Consider the following 23,527-nt stretch of genomic DNA (forward strand, 5'->3'; position numbering starts at 1 on the left):
CCGTCCGCCCCCCGCGCCCCCGGGGCGGGCGGCGTGGCTGGCCCCTAACCCCGCCCCGCCGCTTGTGGGGGGGGGGCGCCGGCCCCCCCCCCCCCCCCCCCCTACTCTGTTCCCCATGACAGCGACGACCGGCCCGCGCCATCGGGCTCCCGACCGCCCGCCGAGGGTGCGCGGCCTGCCCGAGTTCGGCCGGTGCGCGGTCATGGGTGTGGTCAATGTGACCCCCGATTCGTTCTCCGACGGCGGTCTCTGGTTCGACGCGAAGGCCGCGATCACGCGCGGGCTCGCGCTGATCGAACAGGGGGCCGACCTGATCGACGTGGGCGGCGAGTCGACCCGCCCGGGGGCCGGTCGGGTGGACGCCGACGAGGAACTGCGGCGGGTCGTGCCGGTGGTGCGCGAGTTGGCCGCGGCCGGCGCGGTGGTCAGCGTGGACACCACCCGGGTCGAGGTGGCGAGCGCGGCGGTGGCGGCCGGCGCCCGGCTGGTCAACGACGTCAGCGGCGGGCTCGCGGATCCGGCGATGGCCGCCTACGTGGCCGAGAGCGAAGTGCCCGTCGTGGTCATGCACTGGCGCGGCCACTCGCGCGGGATGCAGGAGCGGGCGGTCTACTCCGACGTGGTCGCCGAGGTGCGCGCCGAACTCGCCGAGCGTATGGACAAGGTGGTCTCCGCCGGGGTCCATCCCGACGCGATCGTGCTCGACCCCGGCCTGGGCTTCGCCAAGACGGCCGAACACAACTGGCCACTGCTCGCCCACCTGGACGCGCTGCACGACCTCGGTCGTCCGCTGCTGGTGGCCGCGTCCCGCAAGACCTTCCTGGGGCGGCTGCTCGCCGCCGAGGACGGCACACTGCGCCCACCCCGCGGGCGCGACGACGCGACGGCCGCGGTCTCCGCGCTGGCCGCCGCCGCGGGCGCGTGGGCCGTCCGTGTGCACGAGGTGCCCGCTTCGCTCGACGCGGTCAAGGTGGCGGCTGCCTGGCAGGAGGCCCGATGAACCCGATCGACGACCAGACGTCGCCCGAGGCGGACGCGGTACGCGAGGTCAACCTCGCGCTGTGGACGGCCGTCGAGGAGGGCGACATCGACGCCCTCGGCGCGATCTGGGCCGACGGCGCCGACGCGTCGAGCGTGACCTGTGTGCATCCGGGCTGGCCCGCGCTGCACGGACGCGCGGAGATCCTGCGCTCCTATGCGCTGATCATGGCCAATACCGCGTACGTGCAGTTCTTCCTGACCGACGTCGAGGTCAAGCTGGCCGGCGAGGTCGCGGTGTTGTCCTGCACGGCCAACATGCTGACCGGGATGGCCGAGGAGGACGGCGGCGACGAGACGGGTTTCGCCGGGGGCCGTGCGGTGGTCACCAATGTCTTCCGGCGCACCCCCGCGGGCTGGCGGTTGTGGCTGCACCACGCGTCGCCGGTGATGGCGGAGGTCGACGCCGAAGAGGAGATCTGACCGGTCCCGACCGCTTCGAGGTGTCGTTCGGGTGCGTTCGAGGCACCCGGACGACGGAACCTGTCGGGACCGCTGGGTACATTCGTACCGCACAGAGGTGGTCCGGCCGTCGGCGCGACCGCCCCTCGACCGGAAGGGCGACCGACCGTTCGGGGTGCGCAGTGATGGGATACGCGCCGAGGAGGCGACTGATGCTGGACCGCGTCTCGCTGCGGGGGCTGAAGGCCCGCGGCAATCATGGAGTGTTCGCGAAGGAACGCGAAGAGGGCCAGACGTTCGTGGTCGACGTCGTGCTCGGGGTGGACACCCGACCGGCCGCGCGGGCCGACGACCTCACCCTCACGGTCCACTACGGCGAGGTCGCCGAGGACGTGGTCGGCGTGGTCCAGGGCGATGCGGTGGACCTGATCGAGACGCTGGCCCAGCGGATCGCCGACGTGTGCCTGGCCCGGCCGCTGGTGCAGGAGGTGGAAGTGATCGTGCACAAGCCCGACGCCCCGATCACCGTCCCGTTCGACGACGTGACCGTGACCATCGTGCGGGGGCGCGACCGATGACCGACATCTCCGCCGCGCGGACCCCGCGCGAGCCGGCCCCGGAGCGCCCCGCCGAGACCACCGCGCAGCGCGCGCAGCTGTCCTGGAGCCGGGTCGTGCTCGCGCTCGGCAGCAACCTGGGCAACCGGCTCGAAACCCTGCAGGGCGCGATCGACGAGATCGCCGACACTCCCGGGGTGACTCTGCTGCGGGTATCCCCGGTCTACGAGACCGACCCGGTGGGCGGCCCCGAGCAGGGCACCTACTTCAACGCGGTGGTCGAGGTGCGCACGCTGCTCACCCCGGATCTGATCCTGGAGCGCGCCAACTCGATCGAGGAGGCGTTCCAGCGGGTCCGGGTCGAGCGCTGGGGACCGCGCACGCTCGACGTGGACGTGATCTGGTTCGAGCACGTGACGCAGGACGACCCGCGGCTGACCCTGCCGCATCCGCGCGCGCACGAGCGTTCGTTCGTGCTCGCGCCCTGGCACGACATCGACCCCGAGGCGGAGCTGCCGGGTCACGGCCCGATCGCCGACCTGCTCGCGCGGGTGGGCCCGGCCGGCGTGCACCGCCGTGACGATCTGGAGCTGACCGCAGACCGATGAAGCCCACGCGCCCGCTCGTCCTGCTCGCCCTCGCGCTGGGGGCGGGCGGCATCGCGTATGCCGGAATCGACCTGTGGGACTCGCGCGGGACACCGCCCGTGGTCCCGATCCTGGCGCCCATCGTGCTGCTGTGCCTGGCCGCGGTCGCGCTGGCCACCGCATTGTCGCTGCGCTCGCGGCTGAAGGCGCAGCGCGAGCGGCGCCCGAACGCGCGCGCGGTGGACCCGCTGGTCGCCGCGCGCGCGGTGGTCTTCGCCAAGGCGGGCTCGCTCGTCGGCGCCCTGGTGGTGGGTCTGTACGGCGGCTACGCGCTTTACCTCTCGCACTTCCTGGAGGTCACCGAGCGCTCCGCACAGGCCCAGCGGTGCGCGTTCGCGGTGGGCGCGGGCGTGCTCCTGGTCGGCGGGTGTCTGTTCCTGGAGCGCATACTGCGCGTGCCCGAGGATCCCGAGGACAAGTGAATCGGGGGCCGGTACCCACCATCCGGTAGGCGGTACGGCCGGCCCCGCTCACCCCTCGATGGTGTCCAGGACGACCTCGGCCGGCGGGATGTCCCGCTCCTCGGCGCCGATCGACCGCCGCAGCGCCTCGTGCAGCCGCGCCGGGGTCAGCACCCCCACGAACCGGTCGCCGTCCACCACCGCGATCCAGCCGGCGTCGTGCTGCAACATCTCGCCGAACGCCTGCTTGAGCGAGGCGTGCACGGGCACCCACGCCTCCATCCGCCGGGCCCGGTCGCGCACCGTGCCGGTGGCCACCCGGTCGTCCACCCAGCCGTGCAGATCGCCCGCGTCGTCGAGCACCACCGCCCAGCGCGAGCCGGCCGCGCGCAGCTTCGCCAGCGCCTCCGGCATCGGGTCGTCCAGGCGCACGATGGGCGGCAGTTCGAGGTCGTCGGGGGTGATCTCGGTCACCGACAGCCGCTTGAGCCCGCGGTCGGCGCCGACGAAATCGGCGACGTAGTCGTTGGCGGGCGCGCCGAGCACGCTGGAGGGTGTGTCGAACTGCTCGATGCGACCGCCCATCGAGAACACCGCCATACGGTCGCCGAGCCGCACCGCCTCCTCGATGTCGTGGGTGACGAACAGGATGGTCTTGCGCAACTCCTGCTGCAGGCGCAGGAACTCGGTCTGCAGGTGCTCGCGCACCACCGGGTCCACCGCGCCGAACGGCTCGTCCATCAGCAGCACCGGCGGGTCGGCCGCGAGCGCGCGGGCCACGCCGACCCGCTGGCGCTGACCGCCGGAGAGCTGGTGCGGGTAGCGGTCGCCGAGTTTCGCCGGGTCCAGGCCGACCAGTTCCAGGAGTTCGACGCCGCGTGCCTTGGCTTTCTTGCGGTCCCAGCCCAGCAGGCTCGGCACGGTGACGGTGTTCTCCAGCACGGTGCGGTGCGGGAACAGGCCGCCGGACTGGATCACGTAGCCCATCCGTCGGCGCAGCTTGACCGGGTCGGCCCGGGTGATGTCCTCGTCGTCCAGGAAGATCCGCCCGGACGTGGGCTCGATCAGCCGGTTGACCATCTTCATCGTGGTGGTCTTGCCGCAGCCGGACGGGCCGACCAGGGTGACCAGCTCGCCCGTGGCGACGTCCAGGGACAGGTCCGCCACCGCGTCGGTGCCGTCGGGGTACCGCTTGGTGACGCGGTCCAGCCGGATCATGGGGGCCCTCCGGGGCATGGCAGGCGGTCGTGGCAGGTGTCCGGAGACCCGAGTGTTTCCCGACCCCCAGGGGAGGCAACGTACCCGGGTGCCCCTGCCCGCACACCGGGTGTGTCCGCCGTCACGGGCATGCGTGTCCGACCGCCTGGGTACTGTTCGCCCGTGATTGTGGCCTCCGGTGACTGCCTGAAGCGCAACTCGTGGATCTGCGGGAAGTACTTCGACGAGTACTCCGGGGAAATCACCACGGCGTTGCGTGAACACATCTATCTGACCGTCGTCTCGGTGGCGATCGGCGTGCTCGTCGCGTTTCCGATGGCCCTCGCGGCCCGGCGGTGGCGCCCGGCGGGCAGCGTGCTGCTCGGCTCCACCACGATCCTGTACACGATCCCCTCGCTGGCGATGTTCGCTATTTTGCAGCCGTTCACCGGCTTGACCGAGACCACCGTGATCATCGGTCTGGTGCTGTACTCGCTGACCATCCTGGTCCGGAACATGCTGGCCGGTCTGCGGGCGGTGCCGCCCGATGTGGTCGAGGCGGCGAAGGGGATGGGCTACGGGCCGGGGCGACTGCTCTTCCAGGTCGAACTGCCGCTCGCGCTGCCCGCGATCATGGCGGGCGTGCGAGTTGCCACGGTGTCCACGGTCGCGCTCACCACGGTCGGCGCGATCGTCGGCTCGGGCGGCCTCGGCAATCTCATCTACTCGGGCATCGACACGCTGTTCAGGGCGCAGGTGCTCACCGCGTCGGTGTTGTGCGTGGCGCTGGCGATCGTGGCGGACCTGCTGTTGCTGGGCGTACAGCGGTTGTTGACGCCGTGGGAGCGGGCGGGCGGCCGCAAGCGGCGGTTGCCGCTCGTGTCCGCGCCGACCGCCGAGGTCGACACACGAGCGGGGGCGGCGGCGTGACCGTACTGGGAGACGCCTGGGACTGGTTGGCCGACGGTGCGAACTGGAGCGGCGAGAGCGGGGTATGGAACCGACTCACCGAACATGTCCTGCTGACCGTGGTGTGCGTGCTGATCTCGGTCGCCATCGCGTTGCCGATCGCACTGTGGCTGGGTCATCTGGGTCGGGGCGGCGCGCTCGCGATCAACATCTCCAACATCGGCCGGGCCATCCCCACGTTCGCGGTGCTCGTGCTGCTCGGGCTCAGTCCGATCGGCATGGGCGACACCGCGACGATCATCGCGCTGGTGCTGTTCGCGATCCCGCCGGTGCTCACCAACGCCTACGTCGGCATGCGCGGAGTGGACCGGGACGTGGTCGAGGCCTCGCGCGGCATGGGCATGACCGGCGGCCAGATGTTGCTGCGCGTCGAGCTCCCGCTTGCGCTTCCGTTGATCATGACGGGAATTCGTACGTGTGCCGTTCAGGTTGTTGCCACGGCAACACTCGCGGCACTGGTCGCGGGGGGCGGTCTCGGGCGCATCGTCACGGCCGGTTTCGACCTGCAGGACAACGGTCAAGTAGTCGCGGGGGCCTTCCTCGTGGCCGCGTTGGCTCTGGTGGTGGAGGGCCTGTTCGCGCTCGTGCAGCGGTTCACGGCCCGGACACCGCGTGGCGGTGTGACCTCGTGAGAACGGAAAGGGCGGTGCATCGCATGCCGAAGCGGCGCGGTGGAACGGGTATGACGGTCGGTGTGGCGGCGGGACTCTCGCTGGTCTTCCTGGTGGGCGCGACGGGGTGTTCGTCCTCGGACGACGACAAGACGACGGTCGGTTCGGCCGGCTTCACCGAGTCCGAGATCCTGGCGCAGATGTACAAACAGCTGCTCGACAAGGGCGGGGTGAAGGCGAGCATCAAGACGGTGAAGAACCGTGAGCTCTACGAACCCGAGCTGGAGAAGGGCAAGATCGCGGTTGTGCCGGAATACGCGGCGACCATGGCGGAATTCCTGAACCGCAAGAAGAACGGCCCCGACGCGGCTCCGGTCGCCTCGCCCGATGTGACGGCCACCGTCGCCGCGTTGAACACGCTCGCGGGTCCGGCCGGGCTCAAGAGCGGCGAACCCTCGCAGGCGGTGGACCAGAACGCGTTCGCGGTGACCAAGGACTTCGCCGCGAAGTACAACCTCAAGACGCTGTCGGACCTCGGCAAGGCCGGCGTCGATGTGAAGATCGCGGCGGGCGAGGAGTGCAAGACGCGGCCGTTTTGCGCACCGGGCCTGGAGAAGACGTACGGCATCAAGGTCTCCGGCGTGGACCCGCTCGGCGTCGGTACCACCGCCGCCAAGCAGGCGGTCAAGAACGGCAGCGACCAACTGGTCCTGACCACCTCCACCGACGCCACCCTGGACCAGTTCGGTCTCGTCGTGCTCACCGACGACAAGAAGCTGCAGAACGCCGACAACGTGCTTCCGGTGGTCAACTCGGGCAAGGCGGACAAGATCCTGCCGCTGGTGAACAAGCTCGCCCCGGTGCTCACCACCGAGGACCTGACCGCGCTGAACAAGCAGGTCGACGAGGACCGCAAGAAGCCGGCCGATGTGGCGAAGGCATACCTGAAGTCGAAGAACCTGATCTGATTTTTCGGTAAAACCTCGTCACCGGCAAATACCCCGACGCCGGCCGGAGTTGCATATGACCGGCCGGTGTTCGGGGCCGTTTCGAGCGGAGTTGCGGGTAGCGAAGGCGGAAAACGACACGCGCGCACGACAGCCCCCGCACCGAGCCGAACACCGTGTGCGCGCTAACGTCTCCATATGCCCCGTGGACGCCATCGCTCGGTCTCGACCGCCACACGCATATCCCTGCTTGCCGCCATATGCGCACCGGCGCTGGTCGCCGTCGTGCTGGCGGTGGTCGCGGGGGGTGCGAACACCCTTCGAATCGCCGTGCTGCTCGGTGTGTCGTCCGCCGTCGGTGCGGTCGCGTGGGTGGTTCGCGGGAGCACCGCGCACCAGCGGCGTCTGGCCGAGGAGAGCATCGCGCGGCGTCGCGAGCGCGAGCGCATGGCCGAGGAACTGCGGCTGGCCGTCGAGCGGGCCGAGGAACACGGGCTGGTTCTGGACGTGGCCGCCGAGCATCTGACCTCGCGTCCGCAGCAGTTGACCCCCGATCTGTTCGCGCGGGCCGCGGCCGTGCTCGATCTGCTGGACCGCCGCGGTGGTGGGGCCCGGCCCACGGCGCCGTCCATCGTGCCGGCCGTGCGGCGACCTCCGGTGTCCTCGCCGGACCTGGTTCGGGCCTATGCCGCCTCGATGTTCGGCCCGGGTGCGCGGTCGGGCGTACGGCCTCCGGTCGCGCCGGCGGCCGCGGTCGCGGCGGCCGCGAACGAGGCGGTGCGCAGCGACGAGCGGCGCGTCGCGCCTGCGGCGGGCGTGCGGGCGATGCCGGAGGCCGGTGCGTCCCGGGCGGGCGCCGCGTCCGAGTCCGATGCCGTGCCGGCGTCGACGCCTGGGTCCGGGAAGGCCGGTGTGCCCGAGCCTGCGATTGCGGCCGTGACCAAGGCAACGCCCCTGCCTGCGGCGGCGGTTGATGCCGAGTCCGGACCTGCGGCTGCGCCGACGCCCGTGGCCGCGACCGTGCTTGGATCCGAGACCGTGCCGGCCGTTGCGGCCGCGCGGCCCATGGCGCCGATCGCGCCGCCCACCGAACTCACCCGGTACACCGAGGCCGTTCGCGTCGCCGAGCAGCCCGCCGGCGCCGGGACCACGCCCGAGGCGGCTGCGCCCGTCGCGGAACCGCGTGCCGCCGAGGCGCCGGCCGACGTCCCGGTCACCGGGGGCTCCGCGGATGTACCCGCCGTGACCGAAGCCGCGGACACACCCGGCGTCGAGAGCCCCGCGAGCGTGCCCGTCGCCGCCGAGACCGCCGAGGTGACCCGGATGGTGCGGGACAAGGTGCTCGAGGTGACCCGTCGGGTGGCCGGCGCCGGTGCGTCCGGACGGTTCGACTTCTTCGCGCCGCGTGCGCCCCTGGCCGAGCCGGAGGCCACCGGCTTCCTCACCGACGAACTGTTCGGCTCCGACGCGCGCTACGACGCGCTCATCGCCGGCCGCCCGCACGTGGACCCGGTCGAGCCGGCCGACGTCGCGCCCGAGACCGACGACATCGAGGCCGACCGGATCGCCGACCCGGTGCACGCCGAGGCCGAGGCCCCGGCCGCACAGCCCGCGCCGGTACACCGTGGCCAGGGTGTGCGCTTCGCCCCCGCCGAGCCCGGCCGGACCCCCACCGGAGCCACGCAGCGCAAGCCGCTCCCGGTGGACCTCACCGCGCACGACGACACCGAGGAAATCCCCCGCATCGACATCCGCAAGCACGCCTAGGCCCTGTCCGGCTGTAGGCGGACCCGACGGATCCCGGCGGGTCCGCCTACTTGTCGATGTCGCCGACGACGAAGAACAGCGAGCCCAGGATCGCCACCATGTCCGCGATCAGGCAGCCCGGCAGCACCTCGCCGAGCACCTGCACGTTGTTGTACGACGCCGAGCGCAGCTTGAGCCGCCACGGGGTCTTCTCGCCCCGGGACACCAGGTAGTAGCCGTTCAGGCCGAGCGGGTTCTCGGTCCACGCGTACGTATGACCCTCGGGCGCCTTGAGTACCTTCGGCAGCCGCAGGTTCACCGGCCCCTGCGGGAGGCCGTCGAGCCGGTCGCAACACGCGTCGGCGAGGTCCAGGCTCACGTGTACCTGCTCCAGCAGGCATTCGAAGCGGGCCAGGCAGTCGCCCTCTTCGCGGGTGACCACGCGCAGTACGTCGGTCAGCTCGCCGTAGGCCAGGTACGGCTCGTCCCGGCGCAGGTCGAAGTCGACCCCCGAGGCGCGCGCGATCGGCCCGCTGACCCCGTACGCCGCCACCACGGCCGGCGTCAGTACGCCCACGCCCCGGGTGCGGGCGCGGAAGATCTCGTTGTCGGAGACCAGGTCGTCGAGCCGGGCCAGCCGGGTGCGCACCGTCGCCACCGCGTGCCGCACCCGCCCGGTCCAGCCCGCCGGCAGGTCCTCCTTGAGGCCGCCGACCCGGTTGAACATGAAGTGCATACGACCGCCGGAGATCTCCTCCATCACCGCCTGGATCTCCTCGCGCTCGCGGAACGCGTGGAAGATCGGGGTGATCGCGCCCAGCTCCAGCGGATACGAGCCGAGGAACATCAGATGGTTGAGCACCCGGTTCAGCTCGGCGAGCAGGGTCCGCGCCCACACCGCGCGCTGCGGCACCTCCATGCCCAGCATGCGCTCCACCGCGAGCACCACGCCCAGCTCGTTCGCGAACGCGCTCAACCAGTCGTGCCGGTTGGCGAGCATCACGATCTGCCGGTAGTCGCGGACCTCGAACAACTTCTCCGCGCCCCGGTGCATGTAGCCGACGATCGGCTCTGCGGAGACGATCCGCTCGCCGTCGAGCACGAGTCGCAACCTCAACACGCCGTGCGTGGAGGGGTGCTGGGGCCCGATGTTGAGCACCATGTCGGTCGTGTCGAGCTGGTCGGCGCCGATACCCACGCCCACGGTCCTGGCGGTCATGGACCCTGAGTCTGCCAGTAGTCGCGGCCTCCTTCGCACCCTTGTGTGCCCACCTGGGAAGGTTGCCCCTATGAAACCGGCCGACGACGCCCTGGCACCCCCCGACCTCGACTGGCGTTCCGTTTCGGAACAGCTGTACCGGATGCGTCGGGCGCTGCTGTTCGGCGTGTGCATCCTGTTCGCGATACTCGGCGGCGGCCTGCTCGGGTGGCTGGTCGTGTGGTGGGCGGGCGCGGTGTTCGTGGTGGGTGTGGCCGGCTTCGGGGCCTGGGCGCTCCCGCTGATCCGGCGCAACCAGCGTTCGTGGCGCTACGCGGAGCGGGCCGACGACCTCCTGATCGAACACGGCGTGCTGCTGCGCAGGCTGGTGGTGGTGCCGTACGGGCGGATGCAGTTCGTGGACGTCGCGGCGGGTCCGCTGGAGCGGCACTTCGGGATCGCCACGGTGACCCTGCACACCGCGTCGGCCTCTTCCGACGCACGGGTACGCGGCCTGCCGCCCGCCGAGGCCGCGCGCTTGCGCGACCGGCTCGCGGCGCTGGGCGAGGCCCGATCGGCGGGGCTGTGACCGGCGACGAACGACCGGTGGAGCCGTCGGTCGAACAGCAGGGCGAGCGGCCGGGCGCGCCGACGGTCGAGCCGCGTCGGCTGCACCCGCTGACCCCGCCCGCGCGCGGCTGGGTGGTCATCGCGGCCTGCCTCGGCGTGGTGGTGCACAACGTCAACTCCGGCTGGGCGACCCCGAGTCGGTTGATCATCGGGCTCGGCGTGCTGGTGCCGCTCGCGTTCGCCTACGGCTATCTGTCGTGGTGGTTCACCACGTTCCGGATCGAGGGCGACGACCTGCGGATCGATTCCGGGATGGTGTTCCGCCGGACCCGGCACGTGCGCCTGTCCCGGCTCCAGGCGGTCGACGTGGTGCGTCCGCTGGTGGCCCGGTTGTTCGGGCTGGCGGAGTTGCAGTTGCAGGTGGCGGGAGGGGACAAGGCCGAGGCGAGTCTGTCCTATCTGGGCGAGGCCGACGCGCAGCGGTTGCGGGCCGAACTGCTCGCGCGCGCCGCCGGGGTGCGGCCGGACGTGGGGGAGGCGCCCGAGCAGCCGTTGGTGGCGGTGCCGCTGTCGGCGGTGGTCGGCTCGGTACTGCTGTCGGTGGGCACGTGGGCCGCGTTGGCGCCGAGCGTGGCGATCCTGGTGTTGGCCTTCGTACTGCACGAACTCGCTTTCGTGTTCGGCACGTTGCCGTTGTTCCTGGCCGCGTGGCAGTTCACCGCGGGCCGGGTGATCCGCAACTTCGACTTCACCGTGGCGCGCTCGCCGGACGGGTTGCGGTTGCGGCACGGGCTGCTGGAACAGCGGCATCAGACCGTGCCGCCCGGTCGGGTCCAGGCGGTGCGGATCGTGCAGCCGTGGTTGTGGCGGTTGCCCGGCTGGGTCCGGGTCGAGATCAACGTGGCCGGCTACGGCGGCAAGGACACGGACGCCAAGGAGACGATCCTGCTGCCGGTGGCGCCGCGCGCGGTCGCCCACGGGCTGCTCGGCCAGATCCTGCCGGGTGTGGACATCGACACGATCGAGCTGATCCCGGCTCCGCGCCGGGCCCGCCGGCGCGACCCGGTGGGCTGGTCGGCCTACGCCTACGGTGCGGACGCCGAGGTGTTCGTCGCGCGCAGCGGGCGCTTCCACCGGATCCTCGACGTGATCCCGCACGCGAAGGTGCAGAGCGTACGACGCACCCAGGGACCGTGGGAGCGCCGGTTGGGCCTGGCCACGGTGCACCTCGACTCGACCCCGGGCCCGGTACACGTGCGGGCGGCCCGACGGGACGCGGTGGAGGCGGAGACGATTGTCGCGGAACAGGCCGAACGCTCGCGTACAGGGCGTCGTGGAGCGGGCACGGAACGCTGGATCCAGGGGGCATCTGACAGCTCGTCAGGTTCCGCCTCTTCCCTCGGCGAGGGCGCCGGTTAATATCTGACGCATCGTCATATTCGCAGGGAGGCAGCGATGAGTCAGGTCGAGTCGAAGGGTGGGGCCCCGCTCGCGGGGGTTCGCATCATCGAATGTTCGATGCTGGGACCGGCCGCGATCACCTCGTCGCTGGTGGACCTCGGCGCCGAGGTGATCAAGATCGAGCCGCCGCAGGGGGACTACATCCGCGACATGACGTGGCCGATCGTGGAGGGCACCTCGCTGATGCACCTCCACGTCAACCGCGGCAAGAAGTCGCTGGTGCTGGACCTGCGCAAGCCGGAGGCGATCGAGACCTTCAAGGCGCTGGTCAAGGACGCCGACGCGGTGATCGAGGCGATGCGGCCGGGCGGGCTGGCGCGCCGCGGGATCGGCTTCGAGGACCTGCGGAAGATCAACCCGAGGATCGTCTTCTGCACGATCTCCGGCTACGGCGCCACCGGTCCGTACCGGGACATGCCCAGCCACGGTGTGGCCTACGACACCTGGGCCGGGGTGGTCAAGCCCGCGATCGACGAGGACGGCTTCCCGTACCTGCCCGAGCACGCCTCGATCGGCATCCACGCCGGTCCGATGTTCGGCGCGCTCGGCGTGCTCGCGGGCATCATCCGGGCCCGGGCCACCGGTGAGGGCGGCATGATCGACATCGCGCAGTCGGACGCCGCCGCGTCGATGGACTGGCTGCGCAGCGAGACCTGGAAGGCGTACGAGCGGCCCGAGTCCGAGGTGACGGGGAACAAGTCGGACGGCTACGCCCGGCGGGCGCCCGGCACCGGTGGCATGGAGAAGGGCGTCCGGTACCAGATCTACGCGACGAAGGACGACCGGCACGTGCTGTTCATGGCGTCCGAGCAGTCGTTGTGGAAGAACTTCTGCGAGGCGGTGGACCGGGCCGACCTGTTCGAGCGCTGGCCCGGCTCGAAGTACGCGGACCACGCGGTCGGCAACGTCGAACTGCGGGGCATCCTGCGGGACATCTTCGCCACGCGAACCGCGCGCGAGTGGATCGAGTTCGGCAACGAGGCGAACACGCCGATCGCGCCGGTGAACACGCCGCAGACGATCGCCGAGGACCCGCAGTTCCGGCACAGGTTCCCGTGGATCGGTCAGGATCGGCTCGGCTGCGAGCAACTGCCGTCGCCGATCAAGTTCGTCGGCGAGACGCTTCCCGTGCCGGAGCGGGCACCGACGGTGGGCGAGCACAGCGCGGCCGTCCTCGCGGACCTGCTCGGGTACGACGAGGCCAAGATCGCCGAACTCCGTGCAGCGGGCGCACTCGGCGCGAGCTGACCCCACGGCGCGGGGCCGCGCCCACGCGGCGCGCGCGTTGGGCGTGGGCAGGGCCGGGGTGGGCTTGTGTGGCCGGGCCCGGCTCATGTGTCGGTTGGGCTGGGGTGGCCTCAAACGCCGGCCGGGCTGGATTGTGTCGGTTGGGTTGGGGTGCCGCCGGTGTCGGTCGGGGTGAGTGGGGCGCGCTTCATGTGCGGGCCTTGAACGTTGGCCGGGTCGGGCTTGTGTGGCTGGGTCCGGCTCATGCGTTGGTTGGGCTGGGGTGGCCTCAAACGCCGGCCGGGCTGGATTGTGTCGGTTGGGTTGGGGTGCCGCCCGTGCCGGCCGGGCTGGATTGTGTTGGTTGGGGTGCCGTTGGTGCCGGTCGGGGGGCGCTTGTGTTGGGTGGTGAGGTTGGGCTCGTGGGCCGACCCGGTCTCACGTGCCGTTGCGTTCGGCTTGGCTATACGCGCTGCCCGTTCCGCCCCGGCCTTGCGTGCCGTCCTGGCGCGGACTCTGCCCGTTGCCGCTGTTTGCCCGGTTCGGCGCGGAGTCACCGGGTGGGGGCTGTTTGGGTCAGCCAGTGGAAGTCGCCCAGGCCGCCCCTGGCGGTGAGTTCGCCGGCTTCGCCTGCGTCGCGGAGGGCCGACAGGTATGCGGTCGGGTCGGTGCGGGCGAGTGCGTAGGGTGGGCGTTGCCCGGTTACGCCCAGTGCGCGCAGCGCGTGTCGCTGGGTGGTCAGGACCGTGCCGCCCGCCCCCGCGGCCTCGCCCGCCGCCGCCACCGCGTCCATCGCCACATGGCACGTCACGTCGCACGTGCCGTCCGGCACCGGCGGCACCTGGCGGCCCTGTCGATACCCCGCCAGCGACCCGTACGGCGGTCGCCCCCCGCCCACGTGCCCGTAGTCGATCGCGACCGCGACCCCCCGCTCCAGCCGCCCGACCGCCCGCGCCCACGCCGCGTCCCGGGGCGCGCCGATCTCCGCCCGACGCCCCGGCCGCGCGTCCCCCAGCGGCCACCACCGCTCCAGCCAGCGCGCGTCCTCGCCGCCGACCGGTGCGCCGAGCCGCTCGTGACCGGTGCGCACGTCCACCTCGACCACCCGCACCACCCCGCGCGCGTCCACCTCGACCACGTCGACGGGGATGTTGTCCAACCACTCGTTGGCGACCAGCAGCACATTCCGGCCGGCCGGGATCTCCGGCCCCCAACCGATCGACGGCGGCAACACCTCGGGGCGGTCGGCGACGTCGACGCCGACCGACTCCAGATGCGGCGCGATCCGGCACAGCGCGATCAACAACTCGCCGCGCCCCGCGCCCACGTCCACCACGGTGTCCAGGCCCGAGGCCGCCGCGAGGTCCGCCAGCGCCCGGGCGAACAGCGGGGAGGCGTGTACCGAGGTGCGGAAATGCCCGGCCGGCCCCTCGGCCCGGCGGTAGAAGCCCTCTGCTCCGTACAGCGCCCGACGGGTGGCTTCCTGCCAGGTCAGCCATCGTTCCATCGCACCCGACGGTACCGGCCCGCCGATGCTGCCGTGCGATCGAGGTCGGGTCCGTGGCGATCCGTCCGGAGTGTGGGCGAACGTGTGTGCCCGTCTACCCTGCCTGTGTGCATCACCTGTACGCCTGGCTCCGTGGGCGCCCCCTGCTCGTCGACGGGGCGTGGGCGCTGCTGCTGCTCATGTTCGGCGGGTTCGAGGTGATCATCGATCAACCCGGTCCGCCCGACGTGCCGCACCTGGTCGCGCTCGGCGCGATGTCGCTGGTGCTGCTGATCCGCCGGCGCAATCCCACCCTCGCGTTGGTGGCCACCCTCGTGATCGGGATCTTCCAGCTCTTCGACGACGTGGCGCCGGGCCTGGAGGCACTGGCGATGCCCGCGATCGCCTACAGCGCCGCCGCGTACAGCCCGCGCTGGGTCTCGCGCACGGCGCTGGTCGCCGGCGTGCTCGCGCCGATCGCGGCGGTGCTGCGCTGGTGGGACAACCCGGACGTCGGCGCCACCGGGGTGATCTTCTTCACGCTGCTGCTGATGGGCCCGTTCGTGATCGGCTGGGTGCTGGGCGACTCGATGCGCACCCGGCGGGCCTACTACGTCGAGTTGGAGGACCGGGCCGATCGGCTGGAGCGCGAGCGGGACCAGCAGGCGCAGATCGCGGCGGCCGGCGAGCGGGCCCGGATCGCGCGCGAGCTGCACGACGTGGTGGCGCACAACGTGTCGGTGATGGTCGTCCAGGCCGACGGCGCCGCCTACGCGCTCGACAACGCGCCCGAGCTGACCCGCGAGGCGCTGGGCACGATCTCCTCGACCGGGCGCGAGGCGCTGGCCGAAATGCGTCGCCTGCTCGGCGTGCTGCGCTCGCAGACCGAGACCGACACCTACGTCCCGCAACCGGGCGTCGAACAGCTGGAGGACCTCCTCGACCGGGTCCGCAACGCCGGCCTCCCGGTCGACCTGACCGTGCAAGGGGTGCCGGTCGAGCTGTCCCAGGGCGTGGCGCTGACCGTGTACCGGATCGTCCAGGAGGCCCTGACCAACACCCGCAAACACGGCGGCCCGAACGTCAAGGCGCTGGTGCGGCTGCGCTACCTGGGCGACGACGTCGAACTGGACGTCGGCGACGACGGGCGCGGCGCGGCGGCGCCGGGCGACGGGATGGGGCACGGCCTGGTCGGCATGGGCGAGCGGGTCGCGATGTTCGGCGGCCGACTGGAGACCGGGCCCGCACCCGGCGGCGGTTGGCAGGTGCGCGCGCTGCTGCCGGTACGACCCGCGGACGGTGCCTGAGCCGATCCGGCCGGCCTCCGGAGCGAGACGCACCCGGCGCGGGGTGCGACTTGTGGCGGAGGGATGATTCGGTAAGTCGGTGGACGCGCGTCGGGCGGGGCCCACGTAGCGTCGAAGTGTGCAACGAATCTACGCGTGGCTGCGAGCACACCCCCTGTGGGTCGACTCGGTGTGCACGATTCCGGTCTTCGGCCTCGGTGTGCTTCAGGTCTTCTCCGACGGGTCGAGCTCGGACGCCCCCACATGGTGGTGGCTGCTCCTGACCACGCTGCTCAGCCTGGGCATGATGCTGCACCGGGTGCGCCCGTTCACCGCCACCGCGCTGGTCGTGGTCGGCGGGTTGATGCAGCTGGTCTGGGACAACACGATCACCGCCGCCAACTACGCGATGCTCGTGTCGTTGTACACCGCCGCCAAATCGGGCCCGCGCTGGCTCTCCCGGGCCGGCCTGGCGATGACCCTGATCGGGCCGGCCGTACTGCTCGCCCGGTTCCCCTCCTCGGCCGAATCCTCGTTCAAGGCCAACCTCTTCGGCCTCACGTTCACCGTGGTCCTGCTCGCCATCGCATGGGTGCTGGGCGATTCGATGCGTACCCGGCGGGCGTTCTACGCCGAGTTGGAGGAGCGGGCCACCCGGCTCGAGTTCGAGCGCGACCAGCAGGCGCAGATCGCCGCCGCGGCCGAGCGGGCCCGGATCGCCCGCGAGTTGCACGACGTGGTGGCGCACAACGTGTCGGTGATGGTGGTGCAGGCCGACGGCGCGGCGTACGCGATCGACGCGGCGCCGGATCGCGCCCGTGAGGCGCTGGGCACGATCGCGGCGACCGGACGCGAGGCGCTGGCCGAGATGCGCCGCCTCCTGGGCGTGCTGCGCTCGCAGAGCGAGACCGAGGCGTACGTGCCGCAGCCCGGCGTCGAGCAACTCGACGAACTGGTCGAGCAGGTGCGCACCACCGGCCTGAACGTGGAGCTCACGGTCGCGGGCGTGCCGGTCGAATTGCCGCAGAGCGTGGCGCTGACCGCGTACCGGATCGTCCAGGAGGCGCTGACCAACACCCGCAAGCACGGCGGCCCCGACGTCACCGCGAAGGTCGGTGTCGGCTACGGGGAGGCCGGCCTGGAGATGGAGATCAGCGACGACGGGCGGGGCGCGGCGGCGCCGGGCGACGGCATGGGGCACGGCCTGGTCGGCATGCGCGAGCGGGTCGCGATGCTGGGCGGCCGGTTGCGGACCGGCCCCACCGTCGGCGGCGGGTGGTCGGTCAGTGCGATGCTGCCCTACGCCGGCCGGTCCGATTCCGCGTCCGCCGCCGCAGGCCCGTCCCGAACGACTCTTCAAGGAGCCCAGTGAGCATCAAGGTGATGCTGGTAGACGACCAGGAATTGTTGCGGACCGGCTTCACCATGGTGTTGCAGGCGCAGCCGGACATGAGCGTGGTGGCCGAGGCCGGCGACGGCGTCGAGGCGCTCGACAAGCTGCGGCACGTCGACGTCGACGTGGTTTTGATGGACGTGCGGATGCCGCGCATGGACGGCGTCGAGGCGTGCCGCCGGATCTGCGCGGACGGTGGGGAGAACGCCTTGGTGCTGCCCGAGGGTCGGGTGCGGCCCAAGGTGCTCATGCTGACCACCTTCGACCTCGACGAGTACGCGTTCGCCGCGCTCAAGGCCGGGGCGAGCGGCTTCCTGCTCAAGGACGTGCCGCCGCCGGAGCTGCTGTCCGGGATCCGGGCGGTGGCCTCGGGCGACGCGGTGGTGGCGCCGAGCACGACCAAGCGCCTGCTCGACCGGTTCGCGCCGATCCTGCCCAGCGACCACGAGCCCCGCCCGGACGTGGTGGACGCGCTGACCGAGCGCGAGCTGGAGGTGATGATGCTGGTCGCCCAGGGCCTGTCCAACGCGGAGATCGCGCAGCGGCTGTTCCTGTCCGAGGCGACCATCAAGACGCACGTCGGTCGGATCCTGATGAAGCTCGGGCTGCGCGACCGGGTCCAGGTCGTGGTGCTGGCGTACGAAACCGGCCTGGTCAAGGCCCGCGGCCGGTAGCCTCCCGGGCGCGCGGGCCGACCGCCCGGCCCGCGCACCCGGCCGGCTTGGTCGGCTCGGCCGGGTCAGTCGGTGTAGAAGCCGCCGTCCGGGTGCAACATCTCGCCGGTGAAGTAGGACGACTGGTCGCTCGCCAGGAACAGCGCCGCGTTGGCCACCTCGCGCGCGGTGCCCATCCGGCCCAGCGGCACGCTGCCGAGCAGCCGCTGCTCCAGCTCCGGCACGCCGCGCAGGACCGCGGTCATGTTGGTCTCGATGAAGCCCGGGCCGATCGCGTTGACCCGGATCCCGGCCGGGCCGAGCGCGAGGGCCGCCTGCTTGGTCAGCATCCACACGCCCGCCTTGGACACCGCGTAGCCCGGCCCGCCGGTCTCGGGGTGGCGCGCGGCGATCGAGGCGACGGTGATGATCGAGCCGCGCCGGCCCCGGGCGACCATCCAGCGGGCGGCGGCCTGGACCGCCAGGAGCGTGCCGGTCAGGTTCACGTCCAGCACCCGCTGCCACTCGGCGAGCGGGCTGTCGGTGAACCGCCTGATCGGGTCCGACTCGACCGGGGCGGCCCGCCGGCGCCGGCCGCCGACGTGGTCGGCCGTGGTGATGCCCGCCGCGGTGACCAGCACGTCGATCGCGCCGAACGTGTCGATCGCGTGCTGCATCACCGTCCCGGTGTCGGTCGGACTGCTCGGGTCGGTGTGCATGTAGGTGGCCCGTCGGCCGCGCTTCTCGACCGCCTCGATGGTGTCCATCGCGGCCTCGTCGCGCACGTCGGCGACCACGATGTCGGCGCCCTCCTCGGCGAAGCGCTCACAACACGCGCGGCCGATCCCGTCGGCGCCGCCGGTGACCACGGCGACTCGTCCGTCGAGCTGTCCCATCTCCGCTCCCCATCCCCTGTACCCGTCCCCTGTGCCCGTCGCCGCACGTGTCCCCGCGCGTACGCGTGCGATCGATGGTGTTGCCCATCCTGCGCGGCCCTCGAAACTCGGCGCCGTTCGAGGCATGCTGTTACACCGTTACAGACATGCTGTCGCGCCGCCGCGGACGCGGCGCCCGTCCCGGGGGACCCGCCATGACCAAGGAGATCGCATGACCACCAGCGCACCCGGCCGCCCCGCCGTCCACCTCGGCGTCGACGACCTGCCGTTCGTCGACATCGGCGGCGGCAACAAGCTCAAGGTGTTGTGCGTCAAGGAGGAGGAGGGCCTGTGGATCGTGGAGAACGTCTTCCAGCCCGGCTTCGCGGTCGAGACGCACCGGCACACCGGACCCGTGTACGGCTACACCACCTCGGGCGCGTGGAAGTACGCCGAGTACGACTACGTCAACCGGGCCGGCTCGTTCCTGTACGAGCCCGCCGGTTCGGTGCACACGCTCACCTGCGTGGAGCCGGACACCCGGGTCTGGTTCCAGATGTACGGCGCCAACCTCAACCTGGACGCGGACGGGAACATCACCTCGGTGACCGACGGTCCCGGCACCCTGCGGGCCTACCGCGCGCTGTGCGAGGCGCAGGGTTTCGGCCGGCCGAACGTGCTGGTGGGTTGAGGATGTCCGCGAGTCGAGATTGCGAGGGGGCACGATGACCGCCATCGCCGAGCGGGCCGAACCGGACCTGTACCACCCCGAGCGGTACGTGGACGGCCCGCCGCACGCGCTGTTCGCCGAGTTGCGCCGGACCCGGCCGGTGTACTGGCAGGACATCCCGGGGCAGCCGGGCTACTGGGCGGTGCTGCGGCACGCCGACGTCGAGTACGTCTCGCAACACCCCGAAATCTTCTCCGCCGAGGCCGGCGGGATCCTCGTCGAGGACCTCGAACCGGACCGCCTGGAGGCGCTTCGCGGCACGCTGCTCTCGATGGATCCGCCGCGGCACCGGGCCTACCGCAAGCCGCTGGTCAAGTCCTTCACCGCGCGGGTCGTCGGCGGCATGGAGGATCGGATCCGGGCCATCTGCCGGGAAATCCTGGCCCGGGTGGGCGGCGGCGAGGTCGAGTTCGTGCACGACGTCACCTCCGGGCTGCCCACCCAGGTGATCGGCGAGCTGATGGGCCTGCCGGCCGCGGACTGGGACCACATCCACGCGCTCGCCGAACGCAACACGGCGGGCGAGGGCGGCACGGCGGCGATCGAGATGGCCCGCTACGCGATGGGCTTCGCGGCGCGGCGCCGGATCGAGGAGCCGCGCGCGGACATCACGTCGCTGATCCTGGAGTCCGAGTTCGGCGGCCGGATGATGACCGACCTCGACTTCGGCCGGTTCTTCGTGCAGTTGGTGACCGCGGGCAACGACACCACCAAGACGATGCTCTCCGCCGGGCTGGACGCGCTGCTCGCCCACCCCGACCAGCTCGCCGCGCTGCGCGCGGATCGGGCGCTGGTGCCGGGCGCGGTGGAGGAGATCCTGCGCTGGGCCAACCCGCTGCACTACTTCCGCCGCACCGCCACCCGGGACACCGAACTGCGCGGTGTGCGGATCCGGGCGGGCGAGAAGGTGGCGATGTACTACACCTCGGCCAACCGCGACGAGGACGTCTTCGCCGACCCGCAGCGCTTCGACATCACTCGCAGGCCCAATCCGCACCTGTCCTTCGGTTTCGCCGAGCACTTCTGCCTGGGCGTGCACATCGCCCGACTGGAGGGCCGGGTGTTCTTCGAGGAGCTGCTCGCGGCGCATCCCGTGATCGAGCGGACCGGCGAGCCCGAGCGGTTGTGCTCCAACCTCAACAACGCGCTCACCCGGCTGCCGGTGCGGCTGGGGTAGCGAACGACGACCGAGGGTGACCCCGGGCGGGCCGGGCCCGCCGGGGGTCTCCGCATGCGCTTTTTCCGGTTTCCCGGAGCGTGACAGGCATGCGACACGGGTCGAAAGGGGACACATAGACGATCGACTCGGGGAAGGTGAAGAGGGCCGAATCCTCGTACCCGGCCCGCACAGGCTCGTACTCGGTTTCATCGGCACCGGTCTCCGGGAGGCTTCCCATGGGCAGCCGTCAACTGGTCATACGCGCGGGACGCCGCTGTGCGCTCGCGGTCGCCGCGGTCGGGATCGTCGCGGCGGCCGGAGCCCTGGACGCCGGCCCGGCTCCCGCTCCGTCACCCGAGCGCAGTAGCGCCGTCGCGTCGGTGGAATCCGCGCCCCGAGGCGACGGAGCGAGCCCGTCCGCCTACTCGCTGCAGACCCAGGGCGGTCCGCGCAGCGTGCGGGTCGCCCGGGTGGTCACCGGCACGATGTTGCTGACCGGCCTCGTGCTCACCGCGCTCGGCGCGATCGGCATGCGCGGACCGGAGCTGATCCGCCGCAAGGTCGCCCTGCGGGCCTCCTACGCGGCCGGTGCCTCCCGCTACCGGTGGCCGGCGCCGAGTCCGCGGCCGGCCCACCCGCCGACCATCCCGGGGACCGGTCCGCCCGGCGCGTGAGTACCCTGATCGGGCCAGTACTCGTCCGGTACCCGCCGCGGACTGGAACGGAAGGCTCGCTCGCGTGAACAACGACATCACCGCACGCCCGTATCCGCACGGCCGCCCGCCCGACCCCGCCGACCGCCCCGCGCGGCTGCGCGTGGGCGTGGTGGGCACCGGCCGCGTCGGCCCGACCCTGGCCGCCGCCCTCGCCCTCGCCGGGCACTCGGTGGTGGCCGCCTCCGGCGTCTCCGAGGCATCCCGGCGCCGCGCCGAGGAACTGCTCCCGGGTGTCCCGCTGGTCACCCCGCAGGAGGTCATCGCGGCCTCCGACCTGACCCTGCTGACCGTGCCCGACGACGCGCTGGAAGCCCTGGTGCACGGCCTGGCCGAGACCGGGGCGATCAAGGCCGGTCAACTCCTGGTGCACGCCTCCGGGCGCTACGGCGTCGCCATCCTGGAGCCGGCCACCCGCGCCGGCGCGTTGCCGCTCGCGCTGCACCCCGTGATGACCTTCACCGGCAGCACCGTCGACCTGGAACGGCTGGCCGGCTGCTCCTTCGGGGTCACCTCGCCCGAGGTGCTGCGACCGGTCGCCGAGGCGCTGGTGGTGGAGATGGGCGGCGAGCCCGAGTGGATCGAGGAGCAGGACCGCGCGCTCTACCACGTGGCCCTGGCCAACGGCGCGAACCACCTGGTCACTCTGGTCGCGCAGTCGATCGAACTGCTCGGCGCGGCCGGCGTGCGGGCCCCGGGCCGGATGCTCGGGCCGCTGCTCGGCGCCGCCCTGGACAACGCGCTGCGCGCCGGCGACCACGCGCTGACCGGTCCGGTGGCGCGCGGCGACGCGGGCACGGTGGCCGCGCACGTTGCCGAGCTGCGTCGGGTCTCGCCCGAGGCGCTGGCCGCCTACGTGGCGATGGCCCGGCTGACCGCGGACCGCGCGCTCAACGCCGGGCTGCTCAAGGCCGAGGCGGCCGAGGCGCTGCTCGGTGTACTGGCCGAGGGAGGCCGACCGTGACCGATGTGCGACTGGCCCGGACCGCGGCCGAACTCGCCGAGGACACCCGCCCGCACGGACTGCGCGCGGTGGTGATGACGATGGGCGCGCTGCACGAGGGGCACGCCGCGCTGATCCACGCCGCGCGTGCGTTCGTCGGCCCGGCCGGACACGTGGTGGTCACCGTGTTCGTCAACCCGCTCCAGTTCGGCGCGGGGGAGGACCTGGACCGCTACCCGCGCACCCTGGACGCCGACCTGGCGGTGAGCGCGCGGGCGGGCGCCGACGTGGTGTTCGCGCCGTCGGTGGACGAGGTGTATCCGGGCGGCGAGCCGCAGGTGCGGATCACCGCCGGACCCACCGGCGCGGTCCTCGAAGGCGCCTCCCGCCCCGGCCACTTCGACGGCATGCTCACCGTGGTGGCCAAGCTGCTGCACCTGACCGACCCGAAGGTCGCCTTCTTCGGCGAGAAGGACGCCCAGCAACTGGCGCTGATCCGGCGTATGGTGCGCGATCTGAACTTCCCCGTCGAGATCGTGGGCGTGCCCACCGTCCGCGAACCCGACGGACTTGCCCGGTCCAGCCGCAACCGCTATCTCTCCGCGTCCGAGCGGGAGATCGCGCTCTCCCTCGGGCGCGCGCTCGACGCGGGCGCCGGGCGCGCCGCCGACGGCGCGGCGGCGGTGCGGGCCGCGGCCGAGGGGGTGCTGCGGGCCGTACTCGAGCCCGACTACGTGGAGTTGGTCGATCCCGACGACTTCACCCCGGTGGCCGCGGACCACGCGGGCCCGGCGATCCTGGCGCTGGCGGCCCGCGTCGGCACCACCCGCCTCATCGACAACGCCCGCCTGACGATCACGGGAGTCCCCCGGTCATGATGCGCACGATGTTCAAGTCCAAGATCCACCGCGCGACGATCACGCAGGCGGACCTCCACTACGTCGGATCCATCACCATCGACGAGGATCTGCTCGAAGCCGCCGACATCCTGCCCGGCGAACTGGTGCACGTGGTCGACATCGACAACGGCGCCCGCCTGGAGACGTACACGATCGCGGGCCCGCGCGGCACCGGCGTGATCGGCATCAACGGCGCCGCGGCACGGCTGGTGCACACCGGCGACCTGGTGATCATCATCGCGTACGCGCAGGTCACCGACGCCGAGGCGCGGGCGATGAAGCCGCGCGTGGTGTTCGTCGACGCGGCCAACACGATCACCGGCACCGGGCACGACCCGGCCGAGGCGCTGCCCGGCGGGGAGACCGTGCGCGGCGACCGCGTGGCCCCCGTCCGGACCACGTCGTGAACGCGCCCGCAC

General features: G+C 72.0%; 25 protein-coding genes. 21 read left to right on the forward strand and 4 right to left on the reverse strand.

Annotated elements, in window-relative coordinates; genetic code table 11:
* Positions 1-115 precede the first annotated feature (115 nt).
* The 5 genes from folP to ACWGR4_RS10940 all read left to right on the forward strand — a co-directional run bounded on the left by folP (position 116) and on the right by ACWGR4_RS10940 (position 3,066).
* Positions 116-1,000, forward strand: coding sequence for a dihydropteroate synthase (gene folP, locus ACWGR4_RS10920; protein ID WP_379999007.1), 885 nt, complete (start codon positions 116-118; stop codon positions 998-1,000).
* A complete protein-coding gene (locus ACWGR4_RS10925; protein ID WP_379999009.1) occupies positions 997-1,461 on the forward strand; it encodes a nuclear transport factor 2 family protein in 465 nt (154 codons plus the stop codon). Before folP ends, ACWGR4_RS10925 begins: the two co-directional genes overlap by 4 nt.
* A gap of 194 nt (positions 1,462-1,655) precedes the next feature.
* A complete protein-coding gene (gene folB, locus ACWGR4_RS10930; protein WP_379999989.1) occupies positions 1,656-2,018 on the forward strand; it encodes a dihydroneopterin aldolase in 363 nt (120 codons plus the stop codon).
* The gene (gene folK, locus ACWGR4_RS10935) at positions 2,015-2,605 is read left to right on the forward strand and encodes a 2-amino-4-hydroxy-6-hydroxymethyldihydropteridine diphosphokinase (protein ID WP_452131609.1); all 591 of its coding nucleotides are present in this window, start codon (positions 2,015-2,017) and stop codon (positions 2,603-2,605) included. The genes folB and folK overlap by 4 nt, the downstream gene beginning before the upstream one ends.
* Positions 2,602-3,066, forward strand: coding sequence for a DUF3180 domain-containing protein (locus ACWGR4_RS10940; protein ID WP_078976563.1), 465 nt, complete (start codon positions 2,602-2,604; stop codon positions 3,064-3,066). The genes folK and ACWGR4_RS10940 overlap by 4 nt, the downstream gene beginning before the upstream one ends.
* 48 nt (positions 3,067-3,114) lie before the next feature.
* Here ACWGR4_RS10940 and ACWGR4_RS10945 read toward each other — a convergent pair whose 3' ends face one another.
* Entirely contained in the window at positions 3,115-4,263 is a 1,149-nt protein-coding gene (locus ACWGR4_RS10945) for an ABC transporter ATP-binding protein (protein ID WP_379999011.1), read from the reverse strand.
* Positions 4,264-4,431: 168 nt separating this feature from the next.
* On the opposite strand from ACWGR4_RS10945, the gene ACWGR4_RS10950 reads away from it, so the two are divergent.
* From ACWGR4_RS10950 to ACWGR4_RS10965, 4 genes are all read left to right on the forward strand, one after another.
* Positions 4,432-5,172, forward strand: a complete 741-nt coding sequence (locus ACWGR4_RS10950) for an ABC transporter permease (protein ID WP_395794436.1) — start codon at positions 4,432-4,434, stop codon at positions 5,170-5,172.
* A complete protein-coding gene (locus ACWGR4_RS10955) occupies positions 5,169-5,843 on the forward strand; it encodes an ABC transporter permease (protein WP_379999013.1) in 675 nt (224 codons plus the stop codon). Before ACWGR4_RS10950 ends, ACWGR4_RS10955 begins: the two co-directional genes overlap by 4 nt.
* A 50-nt stretch (positions 5,844-5,893) precedes the next feature.
* A complete protein-coding gene (locus ACWGR4_RS10960) occupies positions 5,894-6,790 on the forward strand; it encodes an ABC transporter substrate-binding protein (protein ID WP_379999015.1) in 897 nt (298 codons plus the stop codon).
* Between the two features lie 177 nt (positions 6,791-6,967).
* A complete protein-coding gene (locus ACWGR4_RS10965) occupies positions 6,968-8,536 on the forward strand; it encodes a hypothetical protein (protein ID WP_452131608.1) in 1,569 nt (522 codons plus the stop codon).
* 46 nt (positions 8,537-8,582) lie between these two features.
* Here ACWGR4_RS10965 and ACWGR4_RS10970 read toward each other — a convergent pair whose 3' ends face one another.
* The gene (locus ACWGR4_RS10970) at positions 8,583-9,734 is read right to left on the reverse strand and encodes an NADH-quinone oxidoreductase subunit D (RefSeq protein ID WP_379999021.1); all 1,152 of its coding nucleotides are present in this window, start codon (positions 9,732-9,734) and stop codon (positions 8,583-8,585) included.
* A 70-nt stretch (positions 9,735-9,804) separates the two neighbouring features.
* On the opposite strand from ACWGR4_RS10970, the gene ACWGR4_RS10975 reads away from it, so the two are divergent.
* From ACWGR4_RS10975 to ACWGR4_RS10985, 3 genes are read left to right on the forward strand one after another with little or no spacing between them, the layout of a single operon-like run.
* Positions 9,805-10,302, forward strand: a complete 498-nt coding sequence (locus ACWGR4_RS10975; protein ID WP_101897100.1) for a PH domain-containing protein — start codon at positions 9,805-9,807, stop codon at positions 10,300-10,302.
* On the forward strand, positions 10,299-11,702 hold the full coding sequence (locus tag ACWGR4_RS10980; protein WP_452131607.1) for a PH domain-containing protein: 1,404 nt from the start codon (positions 10,299-10,301) through the stop codon (positions 11,700-11,702). The genes ACWGR4_RS10975 and ACWGR4_RS10980 overlap by 4 nt, the downstream gene beginning before the upstream one ends.
* Positions 11,703-11,738: 36 nt before the next feature.
* Positions 11,739-12,992 (forward strand): CaiB/BaiF CoA transferase family protein, encoded by a 1,254-nt coding sequence (locus tag ACWGR4_RS10985; RefSeq protein WP_379999026.1) that lies wholly within the window; start codon positions 11,739-11,741, stop codon positions 12,990-12,992.
* A 532-nt stretch (positions 12,993-13,524) separates the two neighbouring features.
* Here the strand turns inward: ACWGR4_RS10985 and ACWGR4_RS10990 are convergent.
* Entirely contained in the window at positions 13,525-14,478 is a 954-nt protein-coding gene (locus tag ACWGR4_RS10990; protein ID WP_452131606.1) for an SAM-dependent methyltransferase, read from the reverse strand.
* Positions 14,479-14,585: 107 nt separating this feature from the next.
* On the opposite strand from ACWGR4_RS10990, the gene ACWGR4_RS10995 reads away from it, so the two are divergent.
* The 3 genes from ACWGR4_RS10995 to ACWGR4_RS11005 all read left to right on the forward strand — a co-directional run bounded on the left by ACWGR4_RS10995 (position 14,586) and on the right by ACWGR4_RS11005 (position 17,810).
* A complete protein-coding gene (locus ACWGR4_RS10995) occupies positions 14,586-15,764 on the forward strand; it encodes a sensor histidine kinase (protein WP_379999030.1) in 1,179 nt (392 codons plus the stop codon).
* A gap of 118 nt (positions 15,765-15,882) precedes the next feature.
* Positions 15,883-17,115, forward strand: a complete 1,233-nt coding sequence (locus ACWGR4_RS11000; protein WP_379999032.1) for a sensor histidine kinase — start codon at positions 15,883-15,885, stop codon at positions 17,113-17,115.
* On the forward strand, positions 17,112-17,810 hold the full coding sequence (locus tag ACWGR4_RS11005; protein ID WP_078976573.1) for a response regulator: 699 nt from the start codon (positions 17,112-17,114) through the stop codon (positions 17,808-17,810). Before ACWGR4_RS11000 ends, ACWGR4_RS11005 begins: the two co-directional genes overlap by 4 nt.
* A 65-nt stretch (positions 17,811-17,875) precedes the next feature.
* On the opposite strand, the gene ACWGR4_RS11010 is transcribed toward ACWGR4_RS11005, so the two are convergent.
* Positions 17,876-18,685 carry an SDR family NAD(P)-dependent oxidoreductase gene (locus tag ACWGR4_RS11010; RefSeq protein WP_379999035.1) on the reverse strand — a complete coding sequence of 270 codons (810 nt, stop codon included), beginning with the start codon at positions 18,683-18,685 and terminating at the stop codon, positions 17,876-17,878.
* A 211-nt stretch (positions 18,686-18,896) separates the two neighbouring features.
* Here ACWGR4_RS11010 and ACWGR4_RS11015 point away from each other — a divergent pair, with 211 nt between their 5' ends.
* The 6 genes from ACWGR4_RS11015 to panD all read left to right on the forward strand — a co-directional run bounded on the left by ACWGR4_RS11015 (position 18,897) and on the right by panD (position 23,515).
* Entirely contained in the window at positions 18,897-19,355 is a 459-nt protein-coding gene (locus ACWGR4_RS11015; protein ID WP_452131605.1) for a 2,4'-dihydroxyacetophenone dioxygenase family protein, read from the forward strand.
* Positions 19,356-19,389: 34 nt separating this feature from the next.
* The gene (locus ACWGR4_RS11020; RefSeq protein ID WP_452131604.1) at positions 19,390-20,571 is read left to right on the forward strand and encodes a cytochrome P450; all 1,182 of its coding nucleotides are present in this window, start codon (positions 19,390-19,392) and stop codon (positions 20,569-20,571) included.
* Positions 20,572-20,789: 218 nt separating this feature from the next.
* Entirely contained in the window at positions 20,790-21,227 is a 438-nt protein-coding gene (locus tag ACWGR4_RS11025; RefSeq protein ID WP_452131603.1) for a hypothetical protein, read from the forward strand.
* A gap of 64 nt (positions 21,228-21,291) precedes the next feature.
* A complete protein-coding gene (locus ACWGR4_RS11030; RefSeq protein ID WP_452131602.1) occupies positions 21,292-22,230 on the forward strand; it encodes a Rossmann-like and DUF2520 domain-containing protein in 939 nt (312 codons plus the stop codon).
* On the forward strand, positions 22,227-23,087 hold the full coding sequence (panC, locus tag ACWGR4_RS11035; RefSeq protein WP_452131601.1) for a pantoate--beta-alanine ligase: 861 nt from the start codon (positions 22,227-22,229) through the stop codon (positions 23,085-23,087). The genes ACWGR4_RS11030 and panC overlap by 4 nt, the downstream gene beginning before the upstream one ends.
* The gene (panD, locus tag ACWGR4_RS11040) at positions 23,084-23,515 is read left to right on the forward strand and encodes an aspartate 1-decarboxylase (protein WP_395793821.1); all 432 of its coding nucleotides are present in this window, start codon (positions 23,084-23,086) and stop codon (positions 23,513-23,515) included. Before panC ends, panD begins: the two co-directional genes overlap by 4 nt.
* The last annotated feature ends 12 nt before the right edge of the window (positions 23,516-23,527 follow it).

This window comes from Embleya sp. NPDC055664 (assembly GCF_053618075.1).

Bases quoted from the DNA above. Each gene is read 5' to 3' on its own strand.
- ACWGR4_RS11010 (WP_379999035.1), bottom strand. From the start codon at position 18,685: ATGGGACAGCTCGACGGACGAGTCGCCGTGGTCACCGGCGGCGCCGAC.
- ACWGR4_RS11020 (WP_452131604.1), top strand. From the start codon at position 19,390: ATGACCGCCATCGCCGAGCGGGCCGAACCGGACCTGTACCACCCCGAG.
- ACWGR4_RS11025 (WP_452131603.1), top strand. From the start codon at position 20,790: ATGGGCAGCCGTCAACTGGTCATACGCGCGGGACGCCGCTGTGCGCTC.
- ACWGR4_RS10965 (WP_452131608.1), top strand. From the start codon at position 6,968: ATGCCCCGTGGACGCCATCGCTCGGTCTCGACCGCCACACGCATATCC.
- ACWGR4_RS10945 (WP_379999011.1), bottom strand. From the start codon at position 4,263: ATGATCCGGCTGGACCGCGTCACCAAGCGGTACCCCGACGGCACCGAC.
- ACWGR4_RS10940 (WP_078976563.1), top strand. From the start codon at position 2,602: ATGAAGCCCACGCGCCCGCTCGTCCTGCTCGCCCTCGCGCTGGGGGCG.
- ACWGR4_RS11015 (WP_452131605.1), top strand. From the start codon at position 18,897: ATGACCACCAGCGCACCCGGCCGCCCCGCCGTCCACCTCGGCGTCGAC.
- ACWGR4_RS10925 (WP_379999009.1), top strand. From the start codon at position 997: ATGAACCCGATCGACGACCAGACGTCGCCCGAGGCGGACGCGGTACGC.
- ACWGR4_RS10970 (WP_379999021.1), bottom strand. From the start codon at position 9,734: ATGACCGCCAGGACCGTGGGCGTGGGTATCGGCGCCGACCAGCTCGAC.
- ACWGR4_RS10975 (WP_101897100.1), top strand. From the start codon at position 9,805: ATGAAACCGGCCGACGACGCCCTGGCACCCCCCGACCTCGACTGGCGT.
- ACWGR4_RS10960 (WP_379999015.1), top strand. From the start codon at position 5,894: ATGACGGTCGGTGTGGCGGCGGGACTCTCGCTGGTCTTCCTGGTGGGC.
- ACWGR4_RS10990 (WP_452131606.1), bottom strand. From the start codon at position 14,478: ATGGAACGATGGCTGACCTGGCAGGAAGCCACCCGTCGGGCGCTGTAC.
- ACWGR4_RS10985 (WP_379999026.1), top strand. From the start codon at position 11,739: ATGAGTCAGGTCGAGTCGAAGGGTGGGGCCCCGCTCGCGGGGGTTCGC.
- folP (WP_379999007.1), top strand. From the start codon at position 116: ATGACAGCGACGACCGGCCCGCGCCATCGGGCTCCCGACCGCCCGCCG.
- folK (WP_452131609.1), top strand. From the start codon at position 2,015: ATGACCGACATCTCCGCCGCGCGGACCCCGCGCGAGCCGGCCCCGGAG.
- panD (WP_395793821.1), top strand. From the start codon at position 23,084: ATGATGCGCACGATGTTCAAGTCCAAGATCCACCGCGCGACGATCACG.